Below are 18,402 nucleotides of genomic sequence, written 5' to 3'. Positions count from 1 at the left end.
CCTCTCCAGCAGGCCGCCCGGCAAGAAAGGCGCCAGACGGCGCGCCGCGCTCAGGCGTCGGGCTCGCCCGCGCCGACGCGCAGCGCCGGGCTATAGCGCAGCGCGTCGAGCATCGCGGCCACGTGCCGCTCGGCGTTGCTCGCCACGTCGAATACGTCCGGCAGGATCGCCATGTCGCGCAGCGCGCCGCTGATGAACGAATGAAGCACGCGCGAGGCGCGCCCCGGATCGAGGTCGGCGGGCAACTGGCCCTTCGACATCGCATTGCGCAAGCCTTGCTCGATGCTCGCGAGCCCCTCGCGCATGTCCGACTGATGGCGCGCCATCACCGGCCCCATCTCCTCGACGAACTCGCACTTCAGGAACAGGATCTCGAACACGCGGCGGCGGCGCGCGTCGGTTGCCGTGTTACGCAGGCACAGAATGCAGAGGTCGCGCATGCGAGCGAGCGGGTCGGGCTCGCCCGGGTCCGTCGACGCCACCTTCAGCTCGTCGAGCGGCAGCACCACGCGGTCGAACATGGCCGTAAACACGTCGCCCTTGTTCTCGAAATGCCAGTAGATTGCACCGCGCGTCACGCCCGCGGCCTGGGCGATATCGGCAAGCGAGGTGCGCGACACGCCTTTCTCGTAAAAGACGTGTTCGGCGGCGTCGAGGATCCGGTTGCGCGTCTCCAGCGCTTCCTCTTTCGTGCGGCGGGCCATGATGGGATGACTGTGTTGCGTTGTATGGATGGACAAACGGGAATATCAGGGTGCGAATCGTAATGTATTGATTTGTAATATGGAGATCAGGCGGGGATCACGCCTGAAGACTCCTTCAAAGGTAGTAAGGCGTCCTTTTACATTCGTTCGCGAATGTATCTATAATAGCACCCCACCATGAGGGTGCTCCAAGGGGTGATGTCCGGTTAATATCCGTCACTGGCCGAATGGTCGTAGAAACCCCAATGCGCGACGCCTCATGGGTGGCGCGCGGCAGTATCGCCCGGACGGATGTGCAGACCGGAATGCGCCTTTCTAGAAGAAGTACCGGGTTTATCCGTCAGGTATTTGCCAGATGCTGGCGTGCGTGGCCGTCCTCCTCGTTGCGGGACGCCGCACGCTTTTATTGTCAGTTATAGACAGAGGTCGCTCCATGCGCGTCGAACGGGTTCCATTCCGCCTAATCAGTGTCGCGACGGCTGCCATCGCGCTTGCAGCCTGCGGGCAAAAGCAGTCGGCGCCGCCGCCGCAAACTACCGAAGTCGGTATCGTCACCGTCCAGCCGGCCTCCGTGCCGGTCGTGTCCGAGCTTCCCGGCCGCACCAGCGCCTATCTCGTCGCGCAGGTGCGCGCGCGGGTCGACGGCATCGTCCTGCGTCGCGAGTTCACCGAAGGCGCGATCGTGAAGGCCGGCCAGCGTCTTTACAAGATCGACCCGGCGCCCTATATCGCCGCGCTCAACAACGCCAAGGCCGCGCTCGCCAAGGCGCAGGCCAACCTCGTCACGCAGAACGCGCTGGTCGCGCGCTACAAGGTGCTCGTGCAGGCCAACGCGGTGAGCAAGCAGGACTACGACAACGCCGTTTCCGCGCAGGGCCAGGCGGCGGCGGACGTCGCCGCCGGCAAGGCCTCCGTGGACACCGCGCAGATCAACCTCGGCTATACCGACGTCATTTCGCCCGTCACGGGCCAGGTCGGCATCTCGCAGGTCACGCCGGGCGCCTATGTGCAGGCGAGCGCGGCAACCCTCATGTCGACGGTGCAGCAACTGGACCCGATGTACGTGGACGTCACGCAGTCGAGCCTCGAGGGCCTGAAACTGCGCCGCGAGATCCAGGAAGGGCGCCTGAAGACCAACGGCCCGAACGCCGCGAAGGTTTCGCTGGTCCTCGAAGACGGCCGCACGTATGCGGAGAAGGGCAAGCTCCAGTTCACCGACGTCACGGTCGACCAGACCACGGGCTCGGTCACGGTTCGCGCGATCTTCCCGAACCCCGACCGCGTGCTGCTGCCGGGCATGTTCGTGCGCGCGCGCATCGAGGAAGGCATCAACAACAGCGCGTTCCTCGTGCCGCAAGTCGGCGTGCAGCACGACCAGAAGGGGCAGGCGTCGGTGCTCGTCGTCAACAAGGACGACAAGGTCGTGCCGACGCCGATCACCACCGCGGGCACGCAGGGCCAGGACTGGGTCGTCCAGAGCGGTCTGAACGCGGGCGACCGCGTGATCGTGCAGGGTACCGAAAAGGCCAGGCCGGGCGACCAGGTCAAGCCCGTCGCCGCGCAATTGCCGCCGCCGCCGAAACCGGGCGCGCCCTCGGCCGACATGGCGACGGCTTCGGGCTATGCGAACGCGGCCGCTCCGGCATCGGGCGCCGCATCGGGCGCGAAGGGCGCCTCGGCTGCGCCTGCCGCCTCCGCAGCGCAATAATCGGGAGCCTGCTTCATGGCAAAGTTCTTTATCGACCGCCCGATTTTTGCATGGGTGATCGCCATCATCCTGATGCTGGCGGGCGTGGCGTCGGTGTTCACGCTGCCGGTCGCGCAGTATCCGACTATCGCGCCGCCGTCCATTCAGATCAGTGCGACCTACCCTGGCGCTTCGGCGAAGACGGTGGAAAACACGGTCACGCAGGTGATCGAGCAGCAGATGAGCGGCCTCGACCACCTGCTGTATCTCTCGTCGACTTCCGATGACTCGGGCACGGCCACCATCACGCTGACCTTCGCCGCGGGCACCAACCCGGACATCGCGCAGGTGCAGGTGCAGAACAAGCTGCAGCTCGCCACGCCGATCCTGCCGCAGGTCGTGCAGCAACTCGGCATCAAGGTCACGAAGTCGAGCAGCAGCTTCCTGCTCGTGCTCGCGTTCGTGTCCGAAGACGGCAGCATGACCAAGTACGACCTCGCGAACTACGTGGCGTCGAACATCCAGGACCCGATCAGCCGTATCGACGGCGTGGGCACGGTCACGCTGTTCGGCTCGCAGTATGCGATGCGCGTGTGGCTCGACCCGAACAAGCTGACGAACTTCAGCCTCACGCCTGTCGACGTGACAGCCGCGATCACCGCGCAGAACGTGCAGATCGCGGGTGGCCAGCTGGGCGGCACGCCGGCGGTGGCGGGGCAGTCGTTCCAGGCGACCATCACCGAATCGACGCTGCTGCATACGCCCGAAGAGTTCGGCAACATCCTGCTGAAGGTGAACCAGGACGGCTCGCAGGTGCGTCTGAGGGACGTGGCGCGCATCAGCCTCGGCGGCGAAAACTACAACTTCGACACGAAGTACAACGGCGCGCCGACGGCCGGCCTCGGCATCCAGCTCGCGACGGGCGCCAACGCGCTGCAGACGGCGAAGCTCGTGCGCCAGAAGATCGACGACCTCTCGAAGTACTTCCCGCACGGTCTCGTCGTGCAGTACCCGTATGACACGACGCCGTTCGTGCGCCTGTCGATCGAGGAAGTGATCAAGACGCTGCTGGAAGGCATCGTGCTGGTGTTCCTCGTCATGTACCTGTTCCTGCAGAACCTGCGCGCGACGCTGATTCCGACCATCGCGGTGCCGGTGGTGCTGCTGGGCACGTTCGCGATCATGGCAATGGTGGGCTTCTCCATCAACACGCTGTCGATGTTCGGTCTCGTGCTCGCCATCGGCCTGCTCGTGGACGACGCGATCGTGGTCGTGGAGAACGTCGAGCGGGTGATGGTGGAAGAGGGGCTGGGGCCGAAGGAAGCGACCCGCAAGGCCATGGGCCAGATCACCGGCGCGCTGGTCGGCGTGGCGCTCGTGCTTTCCGCCGTGTTCGTGCCGGTGGCGTTTTCGGGCGGCTCGGTCGGCGCGATCTACCGGCAGTTCTCGCTCACGATCGTGGCGGCGATGGTGCTGTCCGTGCTCGTCGCGCTGATTCTCACGCCGGCGCTGTGCGCGACCATCCTCAAGCCGATTCCGAAGGGGCACCACGAGGAGAAGAAGGGCTTCTTCGGCTGGTTCAACCGCACGTTCGAGACGAGCCGCGACAAGTATCACAGCGGCGTGCACCACGTCATCAAGCGCTCGGGCCGCTGGCTCATCATCTATCTCGCGGTGATCGTCGCGGTCGGCCTGCTGTTCGTGCGCCTGCCCAAGTCGTTCCTGCCCGACGAAGACCAGGGCACGATGTTCGTGATCGTGCAGACGCCGTCGGGCTCGACCCAGGAAACCACGGCGCGCACGCTCGCCACCATCCAGAACTACCTGCTCGACGACGAAAAGAGCATCGTCGAGTCGACCTTCACCGTGAACGGCTTCAGCTTCGCGGGCCGCGGCCAGAACTCGGGTCTCGTGTTCGTGCGCCTGAAGGACTACAAGGAGCGTCAGCACGCGGACCAGAAGGTCCAGGCGCTGGTGGGCCGCATGTTCGCGCACTTCTCGTCCTACAAGGACGCGATGATCATCCCGGTGAATCCGCCTTCGATTCCGGAACTCGGCACCGCGTCGGGCTTCGACTTCGAGCTGCAGGATCGCGGCGGCGTCGGTCACGACAAGCTGATGGCGGCGCGCAACATGCTGCTCGGCATGGCCGCGAAGGATCCGTCGCTCGCGCTCGTGCGCCCGAACGGCCTGAACGACACGCCGCAGTTCCAGGTCGACATCGACCGCGAGAAGGCCGAGGCGCTCGGCGTGACGTCGGCGGCCGTCGACCAGACCTTCTCGATCGCATGGGCGTCGCAGTACGTGAACAACTTCCTCGATACGGACGGCCGTATCAAGAAGGTGTACGTGATGGCCGACGCGCCGTTCCGCATGACGCCGGAGGACATGAACATCTGGTACGTGCGCAACGGTTCGGGCGGGATGGTGCCGTTCAGCTCGTTCGCGACCGGTCACTGGACCTTCGGTTCGCCGAAGCTCGAGCGTTACAACGGCATCTCGGCGATGGAAATCCAGGGTCAGGCGAGCCAGGGCAAGTCGACGGGCCAGGCGATGACCGCCATAGAGCAGATCGCGGCGAAGCTGCCCGCGGGCATCGGCTACGAATGGACGGGCCTGTCGTACCAGGAGCGCCAGTCCGGTTCGCAGGCGCCGATTCTCTACGGCATCTCGATCCTCGTCGTGTTCCTCTGTCTCGCGGCGCTGTATGAAAGCTGGTCGATTCCGTTCGCGGTCATCATGGTGGTGCCGCTCGGCGTGCTCGGCGCCCTGCTTGCGGTGACGCTGCGCGGCCTCGAGAACGACGTGTTCTTCCAGGTCGGTCTGTTGACCACCGTGGGTCTCTCGGCGAAAAACGCGATTCTGATCGTGGAGTTCGCGCGCGACCTGCAGGCCGACGGGAAGATGGGGCCGATCGAAGCGGCGCTCGAAGCCTCGCGATTGCGTCTGCGGCCGATCCTGATGACGTCGATGGCGTTCATTCTCGGCGTGCTGCCGCTCGCGATCAGTAACGGCGCGGGTTCGGCTTCGCAGCACGCGATCGGCACGGGCGTGATCGGCGGCATGGTCACGGCCACGTTCCTCGCGATCTTCATGATCCCGATGTTCTTCGTCGTGATTCGCGCGAAGTTCGCCGGCGAGAAGGAAGACGCGGACGTCGCGCTCCAGCACTACGAAGAGCACCATGCGCACGACCATGACGACGAGAACGGCAATGCCGGCGGCCAGGGTGGCAATGGCGGCAATGACGGTGGCGAGAGTGGCGGCGGCAATGCCGGCGGCCCGGGCAAGGAAGGACATTGAGATGCATAAACTATCCGTAATTGCAGTGGCCGCCGCCGCGGCCGCCGCCGTCCTCGCGGGTTGCACGATGGAGCCGTGGTACCACCGGCCCGAGGCGCCGGTGTCCCAGACCTTCCCGCAGGGCGGCGTCTACGCGACGCAGCCCGGCGCGACGGGCGAGAGCGGCGGGGTTGGCCGCAGCGCCAACGGCGCCACGGCGACCGACATTGGCTGGCGCGAGTTCTTCGTCGATCCGCGTCTGCAGCAGCTCGTTGAGATCGCGCTGAAGAACAACCGCGATCTGCGTGTTTCGGTGCTCAACGTCGAGGCGGCGCGCGCGCAGTATCAGATCACGCGCGCCGAACTGTTCCCGGCCATCGACGGCGTGGCCACGGACTCGCGCACGCGCGTGCCGAGGAACCTGCAGACCGCGCCGAACAATCCGTACAGCGTGTACAACGTGGGCCTGCAGGCGTCGTGGGAAATCGACTTCTGGGGGCGCATCCGCAGCCTGAAGGACCAGGCGCTGGCGCAGTACCTCTCCACGGCGTATGCGCGCAAGGCGGCGGAAATCACGCTGGTTTCGGAAGTCGCCGACCAGTACCTGACGATGCTCTCCGACGACGACCTGCTGAAGGTCACGCAGGAAACGCTCAAGACGGCGCAGGACTCGTACAACATCACGAAGGCGCAGTTCGATACCGGCACCGGCACCGAACTCGATCTGCGCCAGGCGCAGAGCGTCGTCGAGCAGGCGCAGGCCAACCTGCAGGCGCAACTGCGCGCTCGCGCGCAGGCCGAGAACGCGCTCGTGCTGCTGATCGGCGAGCCGCTGCCGGACGACCTGCCGCAAGGCTTGCCGCTCGACGGCCAGGCCTTGCTCACCGACATTCCGGCAGGGCTGCCTTCGGACCTGCTCGCGCGGCGTCCGGACATCATGGAAGCGGAGCAGACGCTGCTTGCGGCGAACGCCAACATCGGCGCCGCGCGCGCGGCGTTTTTCCCGAAGATCTCGCTCACGGCGGCGTTCGGCACCGAAAGCCTCACGCTTGGCGGGCTCTTCAAGGCGGGCACGGCGGCATGGAGTTTCGTGCCGCAAATCACGCTGCCGATCTTCGAAGGCGGCTCGAATATCGCGAACCTGCAACTCGCGAACGTCGAGAAGCGCATCGAGATCGCCAACTACGAGAAGTCGATCCAGTCGGCGTTCCGCGAAGTGGCCGACGGCCTGGCCGCGCGCGGCACGTACGATCAGCAGATCACGGCGCTCGAGCGCAACACGTTCGCGAACCAGCGCTCGCTTTCGCTCTCGGAGCTGCGCTACAGGAACGGCGTGGACAGCTATCTGCCGGTCCTCACCGCGCAAACCAGCCTCTATACGGCGCAGCAGACGCTGATCACGGCGCGGCTCGCGCGCCTGACCAACCTCGTCGATCTGTACCGTGCGCTCGGCGGCGGCTGGATCGAGCACGCGGGCGAGACGCCGCGTCCGGCCGATGCGCCGGTCGACTACGGCGCGGCCAGCGCGCCCGTCGCGGCTTCGGCTGCGACGGCCGGGTGACGCGCTTCGCAGCGGCTTGAACGCAAAAACGCCACGGGAAACCGTGGCGTTTTTTTTTTGCGCGCGAACGTCAAAAAAAGGCGCCACGGTTTCCCATGGCGCCGAACCAGCAAAAGACCCCGCCCGCACGAGACGCCGGCGAGCGGGGAACCTCTCGCGTCAACGCAATTCGTTCGTACCCGGTACGTTCGACTCAGTGCGCCGCGGAGCGCGGCATTTCGTGGCCCGTATCCGGCGCCTGCTGCGTATCGCGGCGGCCTTCGAGATCGTGCCCGGCGCGGCGGATGGCGCGCTCGGCGGCCTTCTCGCTCTTCGCCCCGTTGAAGATCAGGTTCAGCACCACGGCCGACACCGAAGCGAGCAGGATGCCGCTATGGAGCAGCGGCGAAAGCGCGGGCGGAAGCTTCGCGAAGAAGTGCGGCGACACCACCGGCACGAGGCCGAATCCCACGCTCACGGCGACGATGAACAGGTTGTGCTGGTTCTTCACGAAGTCCACGCGCGAGAGCACCTTGATGCCGTTCGCCGCCACCATGCCGAACATCACGATGCCCGCGCCGCCCAGCACGAACGCCGGCACCGAGGCGACCATCTGCGCCATCTTCGGAAAGAGGCCGAGCAGCACGAGAATCACGCCGCCCATCGCGCATACATAGCGGCTCTTCACGCCCGTCACGCCGATCAAGCCGACGTTCTGCGAAAACGACGTATGCGGAAACGAGTTGAAAATGCCGCCGATCATCGTGCCGAGACCGTCTACGCGCAGGCCGCGCACGAGCGTCGCCTGATCGACGGGGCGATCGACCATGTCGCCCACGGCGAGGAACATCCCCGTCGATTCGATGAAGGTCACGAACATCACGATCACCATCGTCGCGATCGGAAGGATGTGGAACTTCGGCACGCCGAAGTGGAACGGCATGACGAAGCCGACCCACGGCGCGCTCGCCATGCCGGCGAGATTCACGCGCCCGAGCGCGAGGGCGATCGCGAAGCCCGCGACGATGCCGAGCAGCACCGAGATATTGGCGATGAAGCCGCGCCCGAACTTGTTGATGAGCAGGATCAGCATCAGCACGAGCAGCGACAGGCCGAGATAGACGGGGTTGCCGTAGTCGGGATTGCCGACGCCGCCCGCGGCCCAGTTGATGCCCACTTCCATGAGCGAGAGGCCGATCACGGCGATCACGGTGCCGACCACGACGGGCGGGAAGAAGCGCAGCAGCTTGCCGATCATCGGCGCGATCAAAATGCCGATCGCGCCCGCGGCGATGGTCGAGCCGAAAATGTCGAGAATGCCGAGCGAGGGGTTGGTGCCGATGGCGATCATCGGGCCGACCGAGGCGAACGTGCAGCCCATGATGACGGGCAGGCGGATGCCGAAGATCCACAGGCCGAGCGTCTGGATCAGCGTGGCGATGCCGCAGGCGAAAAGATCGGCGCTGATGAGGAAGGCGATCTGGTCCTTCGGCAACCCGATGGCGCCGCCGATGATGAGCGGCACGGCGACCGCGCCTGCATACATCACGAGCACGTGCTGGATGCCGAGTGTCAGCAACTGGCCGAACGGCAGGCGCTCGTCGCAGGGATGGACCTGCTTCTGGCCGGACCGCTGGGCGGCCTGGTCCTCAATGCCCTTGGCTTGCATGTCGTCTGTCTCCGTCTCTCTGTTCAAGGATATGGCCTCCAAGGTATGCGGTACGAAAACATGCAACAAGACCGCTGGGGACTATTCCGTGCTTTCCGGGGACGATATGCGCTCGCGCCGCCGCAGGGGCGACATAAGGGTGCAATCGGCGCGATCGGTATGCGCGCGGCGGCTTCGGGGCGTGCCGCCTCGCCACGCACATGCGGCGGCGCAACGCGCGAAGCCCCTTGTTTCCCGGCTTCGAAGGCCCTTGCGTAACAGGGAGGGCGTGTGAACCCCGCGGCGAAACGGCGGCGACGGCATGGACGCGCACATCGTCGGCGCAGGCCGAAAATGCGCGGCGGGCCATGCCGCATATGGCCGCGCCGTTATGATCTCTATTTCGAATGCGGAATGTGAGCCATTCGACATTGCGCGAACCTCCACCGGGTTTACCCGCGAAAGCACGTTTTCGCAGGGAAATCGGCGGGGTTGCGTGCGGGTTCGCGGCGGGTTCGAAAGCGCTGCCGGATGCGATCTTCGCGTCGCTTATCTCGCTGCGCCCTGCGCCGGTATGATGGCGCTTTCCCTTCTTCCTGCCTCGCGCACCGTTTCCCATGAGCTCATCGCAGACGCGTTTTCTCGGCATCGACCTCGGCACCGGTTCGCTCAAGCTGGGCATGTTCGATAGCGATGGCGTCGAGCGCGGCGCCGCGAGCGTCGCCTATGCGCTCGAGACGCCGCAGCCCGGCTGGGCCGAAATGCACGTCGAACGTTGGTGGGATGCGCTCGTCGCGGCTTGCGCGCAACTGCCCGAAAGCGAGCGGGCGGCGGTGCGCGCGATCGGCTTTTCCGGGCAGATGCACGGCGTCGTGCTCACCGACGCGGCGGGCCACGCCTTGCGTCCCGCGATGCTCTGGCCCGACACGCGCGCGCACGCGCTGCTCGACGCGTGGCCGGACGAGCCCGCGCGTGCGCAACCCAATCCCGTCGCGCCCGGCATGGCGGGTCCGCTGCTGCGCTGGGTGCTGCAGTACGAGCCGTACATCGCGCAGGCCGCGCGCTGGGCGCTGCAGCCGAAAGACTGGCTGCGCGTGGCGCTGGGCGGCGCGTTCGTCGCGGACCCGTCGGACGCGTGCGCGACGGCGCTCGCCGCCCCCGACGGCGCCTGGGACTTCGCGCTGATCGAGCGCCTTGGTTTGCCTTCGCGCTGGTTCGCGCCGCTGGCCGCTTCCTGTGAAGCGAGCGGGACGCTAAGCGCCGCAGCTGCGCACGCGCTAGGCCTGCCGGCCGGCATCGTGCTCGCGACGGGCGCGGGCGACACGCCCTGCGCCGCGCTCGGCAGCGGTCTTGCCGACGAAGGCGGCGCGCTCCTCACCACGGGCACGGGCGGCCAGATCGTCGTGACCGCGCGCAGCGAGCCGCGCGCGCGGCGCGGGCTCCATCGCTATCGTTCGGCCACGGGCGGCTGGTACACGATGGCCGCCATGCAGAACGTCGGTGTTGCGCTCGAAGCGGCGCGCGGCTGGTTGGCTTACGATTGGGCCCTCGCTTATGCGGACGCGTTCGCCGCGCCGCCATCCGCGACGCTCGCGTTCCTGCCTTACCTGAGCGGCGAGCGCTCGCCGTGGCTCGATCCCGCGGCGCGCGGCGGCTGGCTTGGCGCGTCGCTCGGCGACACGCGCGGCACGCTCATGCGCGCGGCGTTCGAGGGCGTCGCGTTCGCGTTGCGCGCGGGGCTGGACGCCGTGCGCGACGCCGGCGAGCACGGGGACGAGGGCACGCGCAATGCGCAAACCGCACGGCCCGTGCCGGCGCTCAAGCTCGCGGGCGGCGGCTCGGTGGACGCGCGCTGGCGGCAGTTGCTCGCCGACGCGCTCGACGCCGACCTCTACGCGATCGACTGCCCGAACGCGGCGGCGCGCGGCGCGGCGCTGCTCGGCGGCCTGGCGAGCGGGCACTGGCGCAACAGCGATCTCGCGGCGCTTGCGCCGGCCGCGACCCGTGTGGCGTCGCCGCGCGCGGACGCGGCGCTCGCGCAACCGCTTGCACAACCGCTTGCACAACGTTACGCGCGCTTCATCGATCTGTACGGCCGGGTGCGGACATGGTTCGCACCGGCGGCGCGATGAAGCGCATCGATATCACCGCTTCACAGGAGCAACGAAGATGAAAACGAAAGCCGCCGTCGCATGGAAGGCAGGTGCGCCGCTTACGATCGAGGAAGTGGATCTGGAAGGCCCGCGCGCGGGCGAAGTGTTGATCGAGGTGAAGGCGACGGGCATTTGCCACACCGACTACTACACGCTTTCGGGCGCCGATCCCGAAGGGCTGTTCCCGGCGATTCTGGGCCACGAGGGCGCGGGTGTGGTCGTCGATGTCGGGCCGGGCGTGGGCACGGTGAGGAAGGGCGATCACGTCATTCCGCTCTATACGCCCGAATGCCGGCAGTGCAAGTTCTGCCTCTCGCGCAAGACGAATCTCTGCCAGGCGATTCGCTCGACGCAAGGCAAGGGGCTCATGCCCGACGCGACGTCGCGCTTCTCGCTCAACGGCAAGCCGCTCTATCACTACATGGGCACTTCGACGTTTTCGAATTACATCGTCGTGCCGGAAATCGCCGTGGCGAAGATTCGCGAGGACGCCCCGTTCGACAAGGTTTGCTATATCGGTTGCGGCGTGACGACGGGCGTGGGCGCCGTCGTCTATTCGGCGAAGGTGGAAGCGGGCGCCAACGTGGTGGTGTTCGGTCTCGGCGGCATCGGCCTGAACGTGATTCAAGGCGCGAAGATGGTCGGTGCCGACAAGATCATCGGTGTCGACATCAATCCGAAACGCGTCGAGCTTGCGAAGAAGTTCGGCATGACGCACTTCATCAACCCGAACGAAGTCGAGAACGTCGTCGATCACATCGTCCAGCTGACCGACGGCGGCGCCGACTATTCGTTCGAATGCATCGGCAACACGAAGGTGATGCGCCAGGCGCTCGAATGCACGCACAAGGGCTGGGGACAGTCGTTCATCATCGGCGTGGCGGCCGCGGGCGAGGAAATCAGCACGCGTCCGTTCCAGCTGGTGACGGGCCGCGAGTGGAAGGGCTCGGCGTTCGGCGGCGCGCGCGGGCGCACCGACGTGCCGAAGATCGTCGACTGGTACATGGAAGGCAAGATCAACATCGACGATCTCATCACGCACACGCTCAAGCTCGACCAGATCAACGAGGGCTTCGACCTCATGAAGAAGGGCGAGTCGATCCGCTCGGTGGTGCTGTACTGAACGGAGGCGCGCGATGCTGACCCTGCTCGAAGAGCACGCCTGTCATGACGGCGTGCAACGCATCTACAGGCACGATCCGGAAACGATCGGCCTGCCGATGCGCTTTTCGGTGTATCTGCCGCCGCAGGCCGGTGGCACCGGCGGTGCCGGCGTGCCGGGCCTCTTCTATCTCGCGGGTTTGACCTGCACCGAGGAGACGTTCCCGATCAAGGCGGGCGCGCAACGCTTTGCCGCGCAGCACGGCATCGCGCTGATCGCGCCGGACACGAGCCCGCGCGGCGCGAACCTGCCGGGCGAGGCCGATGCGTGGGACTTCGGCGTGGGCGCGGGCTTCTATCTCGACGCCACGCGCGAGCCGTGGTCGAAGCACTGGGGCATGTACTCGTACGTGCGCGACGAATTGCGCGAGGCGGTGACGGCGAATCTGCCCGTCGATGGCGCGCGCCTCGGCATCTTCGGGCATTCGATGGGCGGGCACGGCGCGTTGGTGCTTGCGCTGCGCAACCCGGAGATTTATCGCTCGGTGTCGGCGTTCGCGCCGATCGCGGCGCCCACGCGCTGCCCGTGGGGCGAAAAAGCGTTCAGCGGCTATCTCGGCGACGACCGCGAAGCGTGGAAGCAGTACGACGCCAGCGAGCTCGTCGGCCGCGCGGCGCGCAAGTTCGAAGAAGGCATTCTCGTCGATCAAGGCACGGCCGATCCGTTCCTGCCGAACCAGTTGAATCCGGATGTATTCGAAGCAGCCTGCAAGGCGGCGGGGCAGCCGCTCACGCTGCGCCGCCACGACGGCTACGATCACGGGTACTTCTTCATCCAGACGTTCGTCGAGGATCACCTCGCGCATCACGCGCGGATCCTGCTGAAGTAGCGGGCGCCTCGCAAGGGCGAAAAAAAGGCGTTGCCACCGCGAGGGGCAACGCCTTTTTCCATGCGCACGCAACGTGTCAGCGCCGTCCGGTCAAACTCGCGCCGTAGACGAGCGCGGCGAGCGCGGTGATCCAGAAGCTGGTCGGCCAGTCGGTGTAGAAGGCGAGCGTGACGCCAAGCCACGCCTGCACGAGGGCGAGCAGCGCCGCGAGCACGAGGCCGGTCGAAAGGCGCGTGGTGAGATTCTGCGCGGCGGCGGCCGGGCCGACCATCAGCGTGAAGACGAGCAGCACGCCGACGATCTGCGTGCACGCGGCCACCGCGAGCGCGGCGATGGCGAGGAACAGCATCGAAACCGTGCGTAGCGACACACCTTTCGCTTCGGCGAGTTCGGGCTGCAGCGAGGCGAACAGCAGCGGTCGCATGATGGCGGCCAGCGCCGCCAGGCTCGCAACCGCGAGCGCGGCGAGCACGCCGAGCGTCTCGCGGCTCACGCCGAGCACGTTGCCGAACAGGAGCGCCGTGACCTGCGTCGCATACGACGTGAAGAAGTGCAGGAACAGGAGGCCGAAGCCGAGCGCGAGCGAAAGGATCACGCCGATCGCCACGTCGCGGCCCGCGAGTTTTTCGCCGAGCGCGCCCATCGATACGCCCGCGGCAAGCGTGAAGCCCACCATGCCCCACATTGGCGAGATGCCGAGCAGCACGGCGCCCGTTGCGCCCGTGAAGCCCACGTGCGAGAGTGCGTGGCCCGCGAAGGTCTGTCCGCGCATGACGAGGAAATAGCCCACCACGCCCGCGAGCACCGCGACGATGCCCGACGCCGCGAAGGCGTTCACCATGAAATCGTATTCAAGCATCGTGCGTGTGGCCGTGTGCGTTGTCGTTGCCGCCGCGATCCTGTCCGTGGTCGTGGTCGTGGCCGCCGTGATCGTGCTCATGCTCGTGGTCGTGCTTTTCGACTTCCACGTCGCCCGACATCACGAAGATGCGGCCCTTCATGCGCATGACCTCGATGGGCGAGCCATAGAGGCGCGAAAGCACGGGCGCGGTGATGACTTCGTCGACGCCGCCGAGCGCGGCCACGCCGTTGCCGAGATAGAGCACGCGGTCGAGCGCATTGAGCAGCGGATTGAGCTCGTGCGCGGAGAACAGCACGGCGATGCCGAGTTCGCGCTGCACCCGGCGCACGAGTTCGACCACGCCACGCTGATGATTCGGGTCGAGGCTGATGAGCGGCTCATCGAGCAGCAGCAGCTTCGGGTCGCCGAGCAGGCACTGCGCGAGCAGCAGGCGCTGGCGCTCGCCGCCGGAAAGCTCCGGGAGCGGGCGATCCGCAAGCGCGCTCGCGCCCACGAGATCAAGCACGCGCGCGACGTCGGCGCGCGTGGCGGCGTCGGCGCGCGGCAGGCCCCAGCGATGGCCGTCGGCGGCCATCGCCACGAAGTCGCGGCCGCGCACGCGCCGGCTCGCCAGCGCGGCGCGCGTTTGCGGCATGTAGCCGATCTTCGCGTTGCCGCGCGCGACCGGCTCGCCCAGCACCCGGATCACGCCGCGCGTGGCCGGCACGAGCCCGAGAATCGCGCGCATGAGCGTGGTCTTGCCCGCGCCGTTCGGCCCCAGCACACCGATGAATTCGCCCTGGTTCACCGCGAAGTTCGCGTCGCGCAGGATCGTGCGTTCGCCGAGCGCGAGCGTCACGCCCGCGAGCGTGAGCACGGGCGTCGGCGCGTGCTGGGCACCCTGCGCGTCGTGCCGCGGCGACGCGGCGGGTGATTCGCGACGGTTGGGCGAGGGGCCGGCCCCTGTCATGGCGTGTGTCCTTGCTGAATATACGGTTAGTGTTGCGCCGGCGTTCCCGCTGCGAGCGCCTTGTCGAGCGCGTCGAGCTGCGCAAGCATCCATTGCTGGAAGTTCACGCCGGACGGCTGCGTTTCGGTCACGCTCACCGACGGCACCTTCGACTGCTGCGCCAGCGCCAGCATGCGCCGCGTGAGGGCTTCGGTCGCCTGGCTGTTGTAGATCAGCACGCGCACGCGTCGCTCGCGCAGGTCGCGCTCGAACGCCGCGATGTCCGAAGCGCTCGCCTCGGTGTCGTTCATCGCGGCGAGCTGGAAGCGCTGGTTGCGCATGTCGAGGCCAATCGCATCCGACATGTAGCCGAACACCGGCTCCGTGGCCGTGACGGGCTGGCCGTGGTAGCGCGTGCGCAGTGCCGCGACCTTTGCGTCGACCGGTTGCAGCGAAGCGAGGAACGCCGCCAGGTTGGCATCGTACACGCTCTTGTGCGCCGGGTCCGCCGCGCCGAGTGCGGCGCTTATGGCGCGCGCGACGGCGGGCATGGTCTTCGGGTCGTACCAGAGGTGCGGGTTGTCGCCCGCCTTCTTCCCGATGAGATCGGCCGCGATGATCGTCGCGCGCGCGCCGCCGTTCTTTCCTCCCTGCGTGGCGCCGAGCAGCTTCGTCATCCACGGATCGTAATCGGCGCCGTTGTAGACCACGAGGCGCGCGCTCTGGAGCGCACGGGCCGTCTTCGGGCTTGCCTCGAAGAGGTGCGGGTCCTGGTCCGGGTTGCTCAGGATGCTGGTCACGTCCACGTGGCTGCCGCCGATCTGCTTGACGACGTCGCCGTAGAAGTTTTCCGCCGCGACCACGGGAATCGTGGCGCTGCTTGCCTGCGCGGCCAGCGCGGCGCTTGCGCCGCCGAGCGCCGCGCCCAGCGCGAGCGCGAGCCCGCCCGCGAGGCGCGCGAGCGCGGGTGCCAGACGCCGGGTGCGGTTCGCGTGGGTGAACGTAATCATGGTTCTATCCTTATCTTGGCGGAGTCTGAAAGAGAACGGGGACGCGTCGATGTTGCGAAGGCGAGATGATATAACGTATCACTCAACTTGGCGAGCCGGCTCGCTGTCCGGCCGACGGGGCCGGGTCCGTCAGCCGCAGTCGGCTGTGGCTTGCGCGTCGCACCATCGAAATCTTGCTCAATCGTGTGGGTTCGCCTTGACAGGCTCCTGGTCGTATCCGATCATTCGATCAACGATAGAGCAAATGCTCACATGTCGGGCGATCGCTCAGGTGCTCCTACGGAATGCCTGCCGGGCGCAGCCCGCACGAACGAAAACGAAATTGGAGACAACCCTGTGGCACATTCCGCGACCTCGGCGGCAGGACGTTTGCAGGACAAGGTGGCCGTGCTCACCGGCGCGGCGAGCGGCATCGGTGAAGCCGTTGCACAGCGGTATCTGGACGAAGGCGCGCGCTGCGTGCTCGTCGACGTGAAGCCGGCCGGGGCCGTCGCGCCCGCGCTGGCCGCCGCCTGCCCCGAGCGCGTGCTCGCCCTGACCGCCGACGTCACGCGTCGCGACGACATCGAGCGCATCGTGCAGAGCACGGTCCAGCGCTTTGGCCGCATCGACATTCTTTTCAACAACGCGGCGCTCTTCGATATGCGCCCGCTCCTCGACGAATCCTGGGACGTGTATGACCGCCTCTTCGCCGTCAACGTGAAGGGCATGTTCTTTCTCATGCAGGCGGTGGCGCGCCGCATGGTCGAGCAGGGGCAGGGCGGCAAGATCATCAACATGTCCTCGCAGGCGGGCCGCCGCGGCGAGGCGCTCGTTTCGCACTACTGCGCGACCAAGGCCGCGGTGCTGAGCTACACGCAGTCGGCGGCGCTGGCGCTCGCGCCGCATCGCATCAACGTGAACGGCATCGCGCCGGGCGTGGTCGATACGCCCATGTGGGATCAGGTCGACGCGCTCTTCGCACGCTACGAACACCGTCAGCCCGGCGAGAAGAAGCGCCTCGTCGGCGAGGCCGTGCCGCTCGGGCGCATGGGGCTGCCCGGGGATCTCACGGGCGCTGCGCTCTTTCTCGCCAGCGCCGACGCCGACTACATCACCGCGCAGACGCTCAACGTCGACGGCGGAAACTGGATGAGCTGACTTCCCGCAACCTGGCACGACGCAACACGACAGCAGCACGACATAACGCAACGAACAAGGAGACAACGCCATGAAACCCGCTTTGAAGACCGCAGCAGCGCGCATAGGTCGAGTTGTGAGTGCGGGCGCACTCGTCGCCGCGGCGAGCGCCGCTCACGCGCAGACCGTGACGATCGCCATGTTGAACAATCCGGACATGATCGAGCTGAAGAAGCTCTCGCCGGCTTTCGAAAAGGCGAATCCGGGCGTCAAACTGAACTGGGTGATTCTCGAAGAGAACGTGCTTCGCCAGCGCGCGACCACCGACATCACGACCAACAGCGGCCAGTTCGACGTGATGATGATCGGCACCTACGAGGCGCCGCAGTGGGGCAAGCGCGGCTGGCTCGTGCCGATGACGAACCTGCCCGCGAGCTACGATCTCGAAGACGTGGTGAAGACGGCGCGCGACGGCCTTTCGTACAACGGCACGCTGTTCGCGCTGCCGTTCTACGTGGAAAGCTCGATGACGTATTACCGCAAGGACCTCTTCGCGAACAAGGGCCTCAAGATGCCCGACCAGCCGACGTATGACCAGATCAAGGACTTCGCCGACAAGCTCACCGACAAGTCCGCCGGCACCTACGGCATCTGCCTGCGCGGCAAGGCAGGCTGGGGCGAGAACATGGCGTACGTGACGACGGTGGCGAACACCTTCGGCGGCCGCTGGTTCGACGAAAAGTGGCATGCGCAGCTCACGTCGCCCGAGTGGAAGAAGGCGGTGAACTTCTACGTCGATCTGCTGAAAAAGGACGGCCCTCCGGGGGCGAGCTCGAACGGCTTCAACGAGAACCTCACGCTGATGTCGTCGGGCAAGTGCGCGATGTGGATCGACGCGACGGTGGCGGCCGGCATTCTCTACAACAAGCAGCAGTCGCAGGTGGCCGACAAGATCGGCTTCGCGGCCGCGCCCACGCAGGCCACGCCGAACGGCGCGCACTGGCTGTGGTCGTGGGCGCTTGCGATTCCGAAGTCGTCGAAGTCGCAGGATGCCGCGAAGAAGTTCATCGAATGGGCCACGTCGAAGGACTACGTCGAACTGGTCGCGAAGGACGAGGGCTGGGCTTCGGTGCCGTCGGGCACGCGTATTTCGACGTATCAGCGTCCCGAGTACAAGCAGGCCGCACCGTTCTCGGACTTCGTGCTGAAGGCGATTCAGACCGCCGACCCGAACCACCCGACCGCGAAGCCGGTGCCGTACACGGGTATCCAGTTCGTCGGGATTCCCGAGTTCCAGTCGTTCGGTACGGTCGTGGGCCAGAGCATCGCGGGCGCCGTCGCGGGACAGATGAGCGTCGACCAGGCGCTTGCCGCCGGCAATGCAGCGGCCGACCGCGCCGTGGCGCAGGCCGGGTACCAGAAGTAATGCTGCGAAGTCATGCGTGAACCCGCGCAGCCAGCGTAGTACTGCAAGTGCG

The 18,402-nt window shown here is 66.7% G+C and carries 13 protein-coding genes; 8 read left to right on the top strand and 5 right to left on the bottom strand.

Going from position 1 to position 18,402, the window contains the following annotated elements:
- Positions 1-50 precede the first annotated feature (50 nt).
- The gene (locus tag BLU17_RS08475; RefSeq protein ID WP_091996279.1) at positions 51-704 is read right to left on the bottom strand and encodes a TetR family transcriptional regulator; all 654 of its coding nucleotides are present in this window, start codon (positions 702-704) and stop codon (positions 51-53) included.
- A 433-nt stretch (positions 705-1,137) separates the two neighbouring features.
- On the opposite strand from BLU17_RS08475, the gene BLU17_RS08470 reads away from it, so the two are divergent.
- Genes BLU17_RS08470 through BLU17_RS08460 form a run of 3 tightly spaced genes read left to right on the top strand, consistent with a single transcriptional unit; the run spans position 1,138 to position 7,234 of the window.
- Entirely contained in the window at positions 1,138-2,412 is a 1,275-nt protein-coding gene (locus BLU17_RS08470) for an efflux RND transporter periplasmic adaptor subunit (protein WP_091996278.1), read from the top strand.
- Positions 2,413-2,427: 15 nt separating this feature from the next.
- On the top strand, positions 2,428-5,694 hold the full coding sequence (locus tag BLU17_RS08465; RefSeq protein WP_091996277.1) for an efflux RND transporter permease subunit: 3,267 nt from the start codon (positions 2,428-2,430) through the stop codon (positions 5,692-5,694).
- A gap of 1 nt (position 5,695) precedes the next feature.
- On the top strand, positions 5,696-7,234 hold the full coding sequence (locus tag BLU17_RS08460) for an efflux transporter outer membrane subunit (RefSeq protein ID WP_091996276.1): 1,539 nt from the start codon (positions 5,696-5,698) through the stop codon (positions 7,232-7,234).
- Positions 7,235-7,427: 193 nt separating this feature from the next.
- On the opposite strand, the gene BLU17_RS08455 is transcribed toward BLU17_RS08460, so the two are convergent.
- The gene (locus BLU17_RS08455) at positions 7,428-8,882 is read right to left on the bottom strand and encodes a nucleobase:cation symporter-2 family protein (protein ID WP_091996275.1); all 1,455 of its coding nucleotides are present in this window, start codon (positions 8,880-8,882) and stop codon (positions 7,428-7,430) included.
- Positions 8,883-9,478: 596 nt separating this feature from the next.
- Here BLU17_RS08455 and BLU17_RS08450 point away from each other — a divergent pair.
- From BLU17_RS08450 to fghA, 3 genes are read left to right on the top strand one after another with little or no spacing between them, the layout of a single operon-like run.
- Positions 9,479-10,993, top strand: a complete 1,515-nt coding sequence (locus BLU17_RS08450) for an FGGY family carbohydrate kinase (RefSeq protein ID WP_091996274.1) — start codon at positions 9,479-9,481, stop codon at positions 10,991-10,993.
- Positions 10,994-11,030: 37 nt separating this feature from the next.
- The gene (locus BLU17_RS08445; RefSeq protein WP_091996273.1) at positions 11,031-12,137 is read left to right on the top strand and encodes an S-(hydroxymethyl)glutathione dehydrogenase/class III alcohol dehydrogenase; all 1,107 of its coding nucleotides are present in this window, start codon (positions 11,031-11,033) and stop codon (positions 12,135-12,137) included.
- A gap of 13 nt (positions 12,138-12,150) precedes the next feature.
- The gene (fghA, locus tag BLU17_RS08440; RefSeq protein ID WP_091996272.1) at positions 12,151-13,005 is read left to right on the top strand and encodes an S-formylglutathione hydrolase; all 855 of its coding nucleotides are present in this window, start codon (positions 12,151-12,153) and stop codon (positions 13,003-13,005) included.
- Between the two features lie 76 nt (positions 13,006-13,081).
- Here the strand turns inward: fghA and BLU17_RS08435 are convergent, their stop codons facing one another.
- Genes BLU17_RS08435 through BLU17_RS08425 form a run of 3 tightly spaced genes read right to left on the bottom strand, consistent with a single transcriptional unit; the run spans position 13,082 to position 15,805 of the window.
- Positions 13,082-13,864 carry a metal ABC transporter permease gene (locus BLU17_RS08435; protein WP_091996271.1) on the bottom strand — a complete coding sequence of 261 codons (783 nt, stop codon included), beginning with the start codon at positions 13,862-13,864 and terminating at the stop codon, positions 13,082-13,084.
- Complete coding sequence (locus BLU17_RS08430; RefSeq protein ID WP_091996270.1) at positions 13,857-14,816, bottom strand: ABC transporter ATP-binding protein; 960 nt, start codon at positions 14,814-14,816, stop codon at positions 13,857-13,859. The genes BLU17_RS08435 and BLU17_RS08430 overlap by 8 nt, the downstream gene beginning before the upstream one ends.
- Positions 14,817-14,842: 26 nt before the next feature.
- The gene (locus BLU17_RS08425) at positions 14,843-15,805 is read right to left on the bottom strand and encodes a metal ABC transporter solute-binding protein (protein ID WP_091996269.1); all 963 of its coding nucleotides are present in this window, start codon (positions 15,803-15,805) and stop codon (positions 14,843-14,845) included.
- Positions 15,806-16,141: 336 nt separating this feature from the next.
- Here BLU17_RS08425 and BLU17_RS08420 point away from each other — a divergent pair, with 336 nt between their 5' ends.
- Positions 16,142-16,945, top strand: coding sequence for an L-iditol 2-dehydrogenase (locus tag BLU17_RS08420; protein ID WP_245746769.1), 804 nt, complete (start codon positions 16,142-16,144; stop codon positions 16,943-16,945).
- Between the two features lie 70 nt (positions 16,946-17,015).
- Entirely contained in the window at positions 17,016-18,350 is a 1,335-nt protein-coding gene (locus BLU17_RS08415; RefSeq protein WP_091996267.1) for an ABC transporter substrate-binding protein, read from the top strand.
- Positions 18,351-18,402 lie beyond the last annotated feature (52 nt).

Origin of the sequence: Paraburkholderia lycopersici, from assembly GCF_900096975.1 — a bacterium.
GTDB classification, from domain to species: Bacteria; Pseudomonadota; Gammaproteobacteria; order Burkholderiales; family Burkholderiaceae; genus Paraburkholderia; species Paraburkholderia lycopersici.
This window is presented reverse-complemented; position numbering and strand designations above follow the sequence as displayed.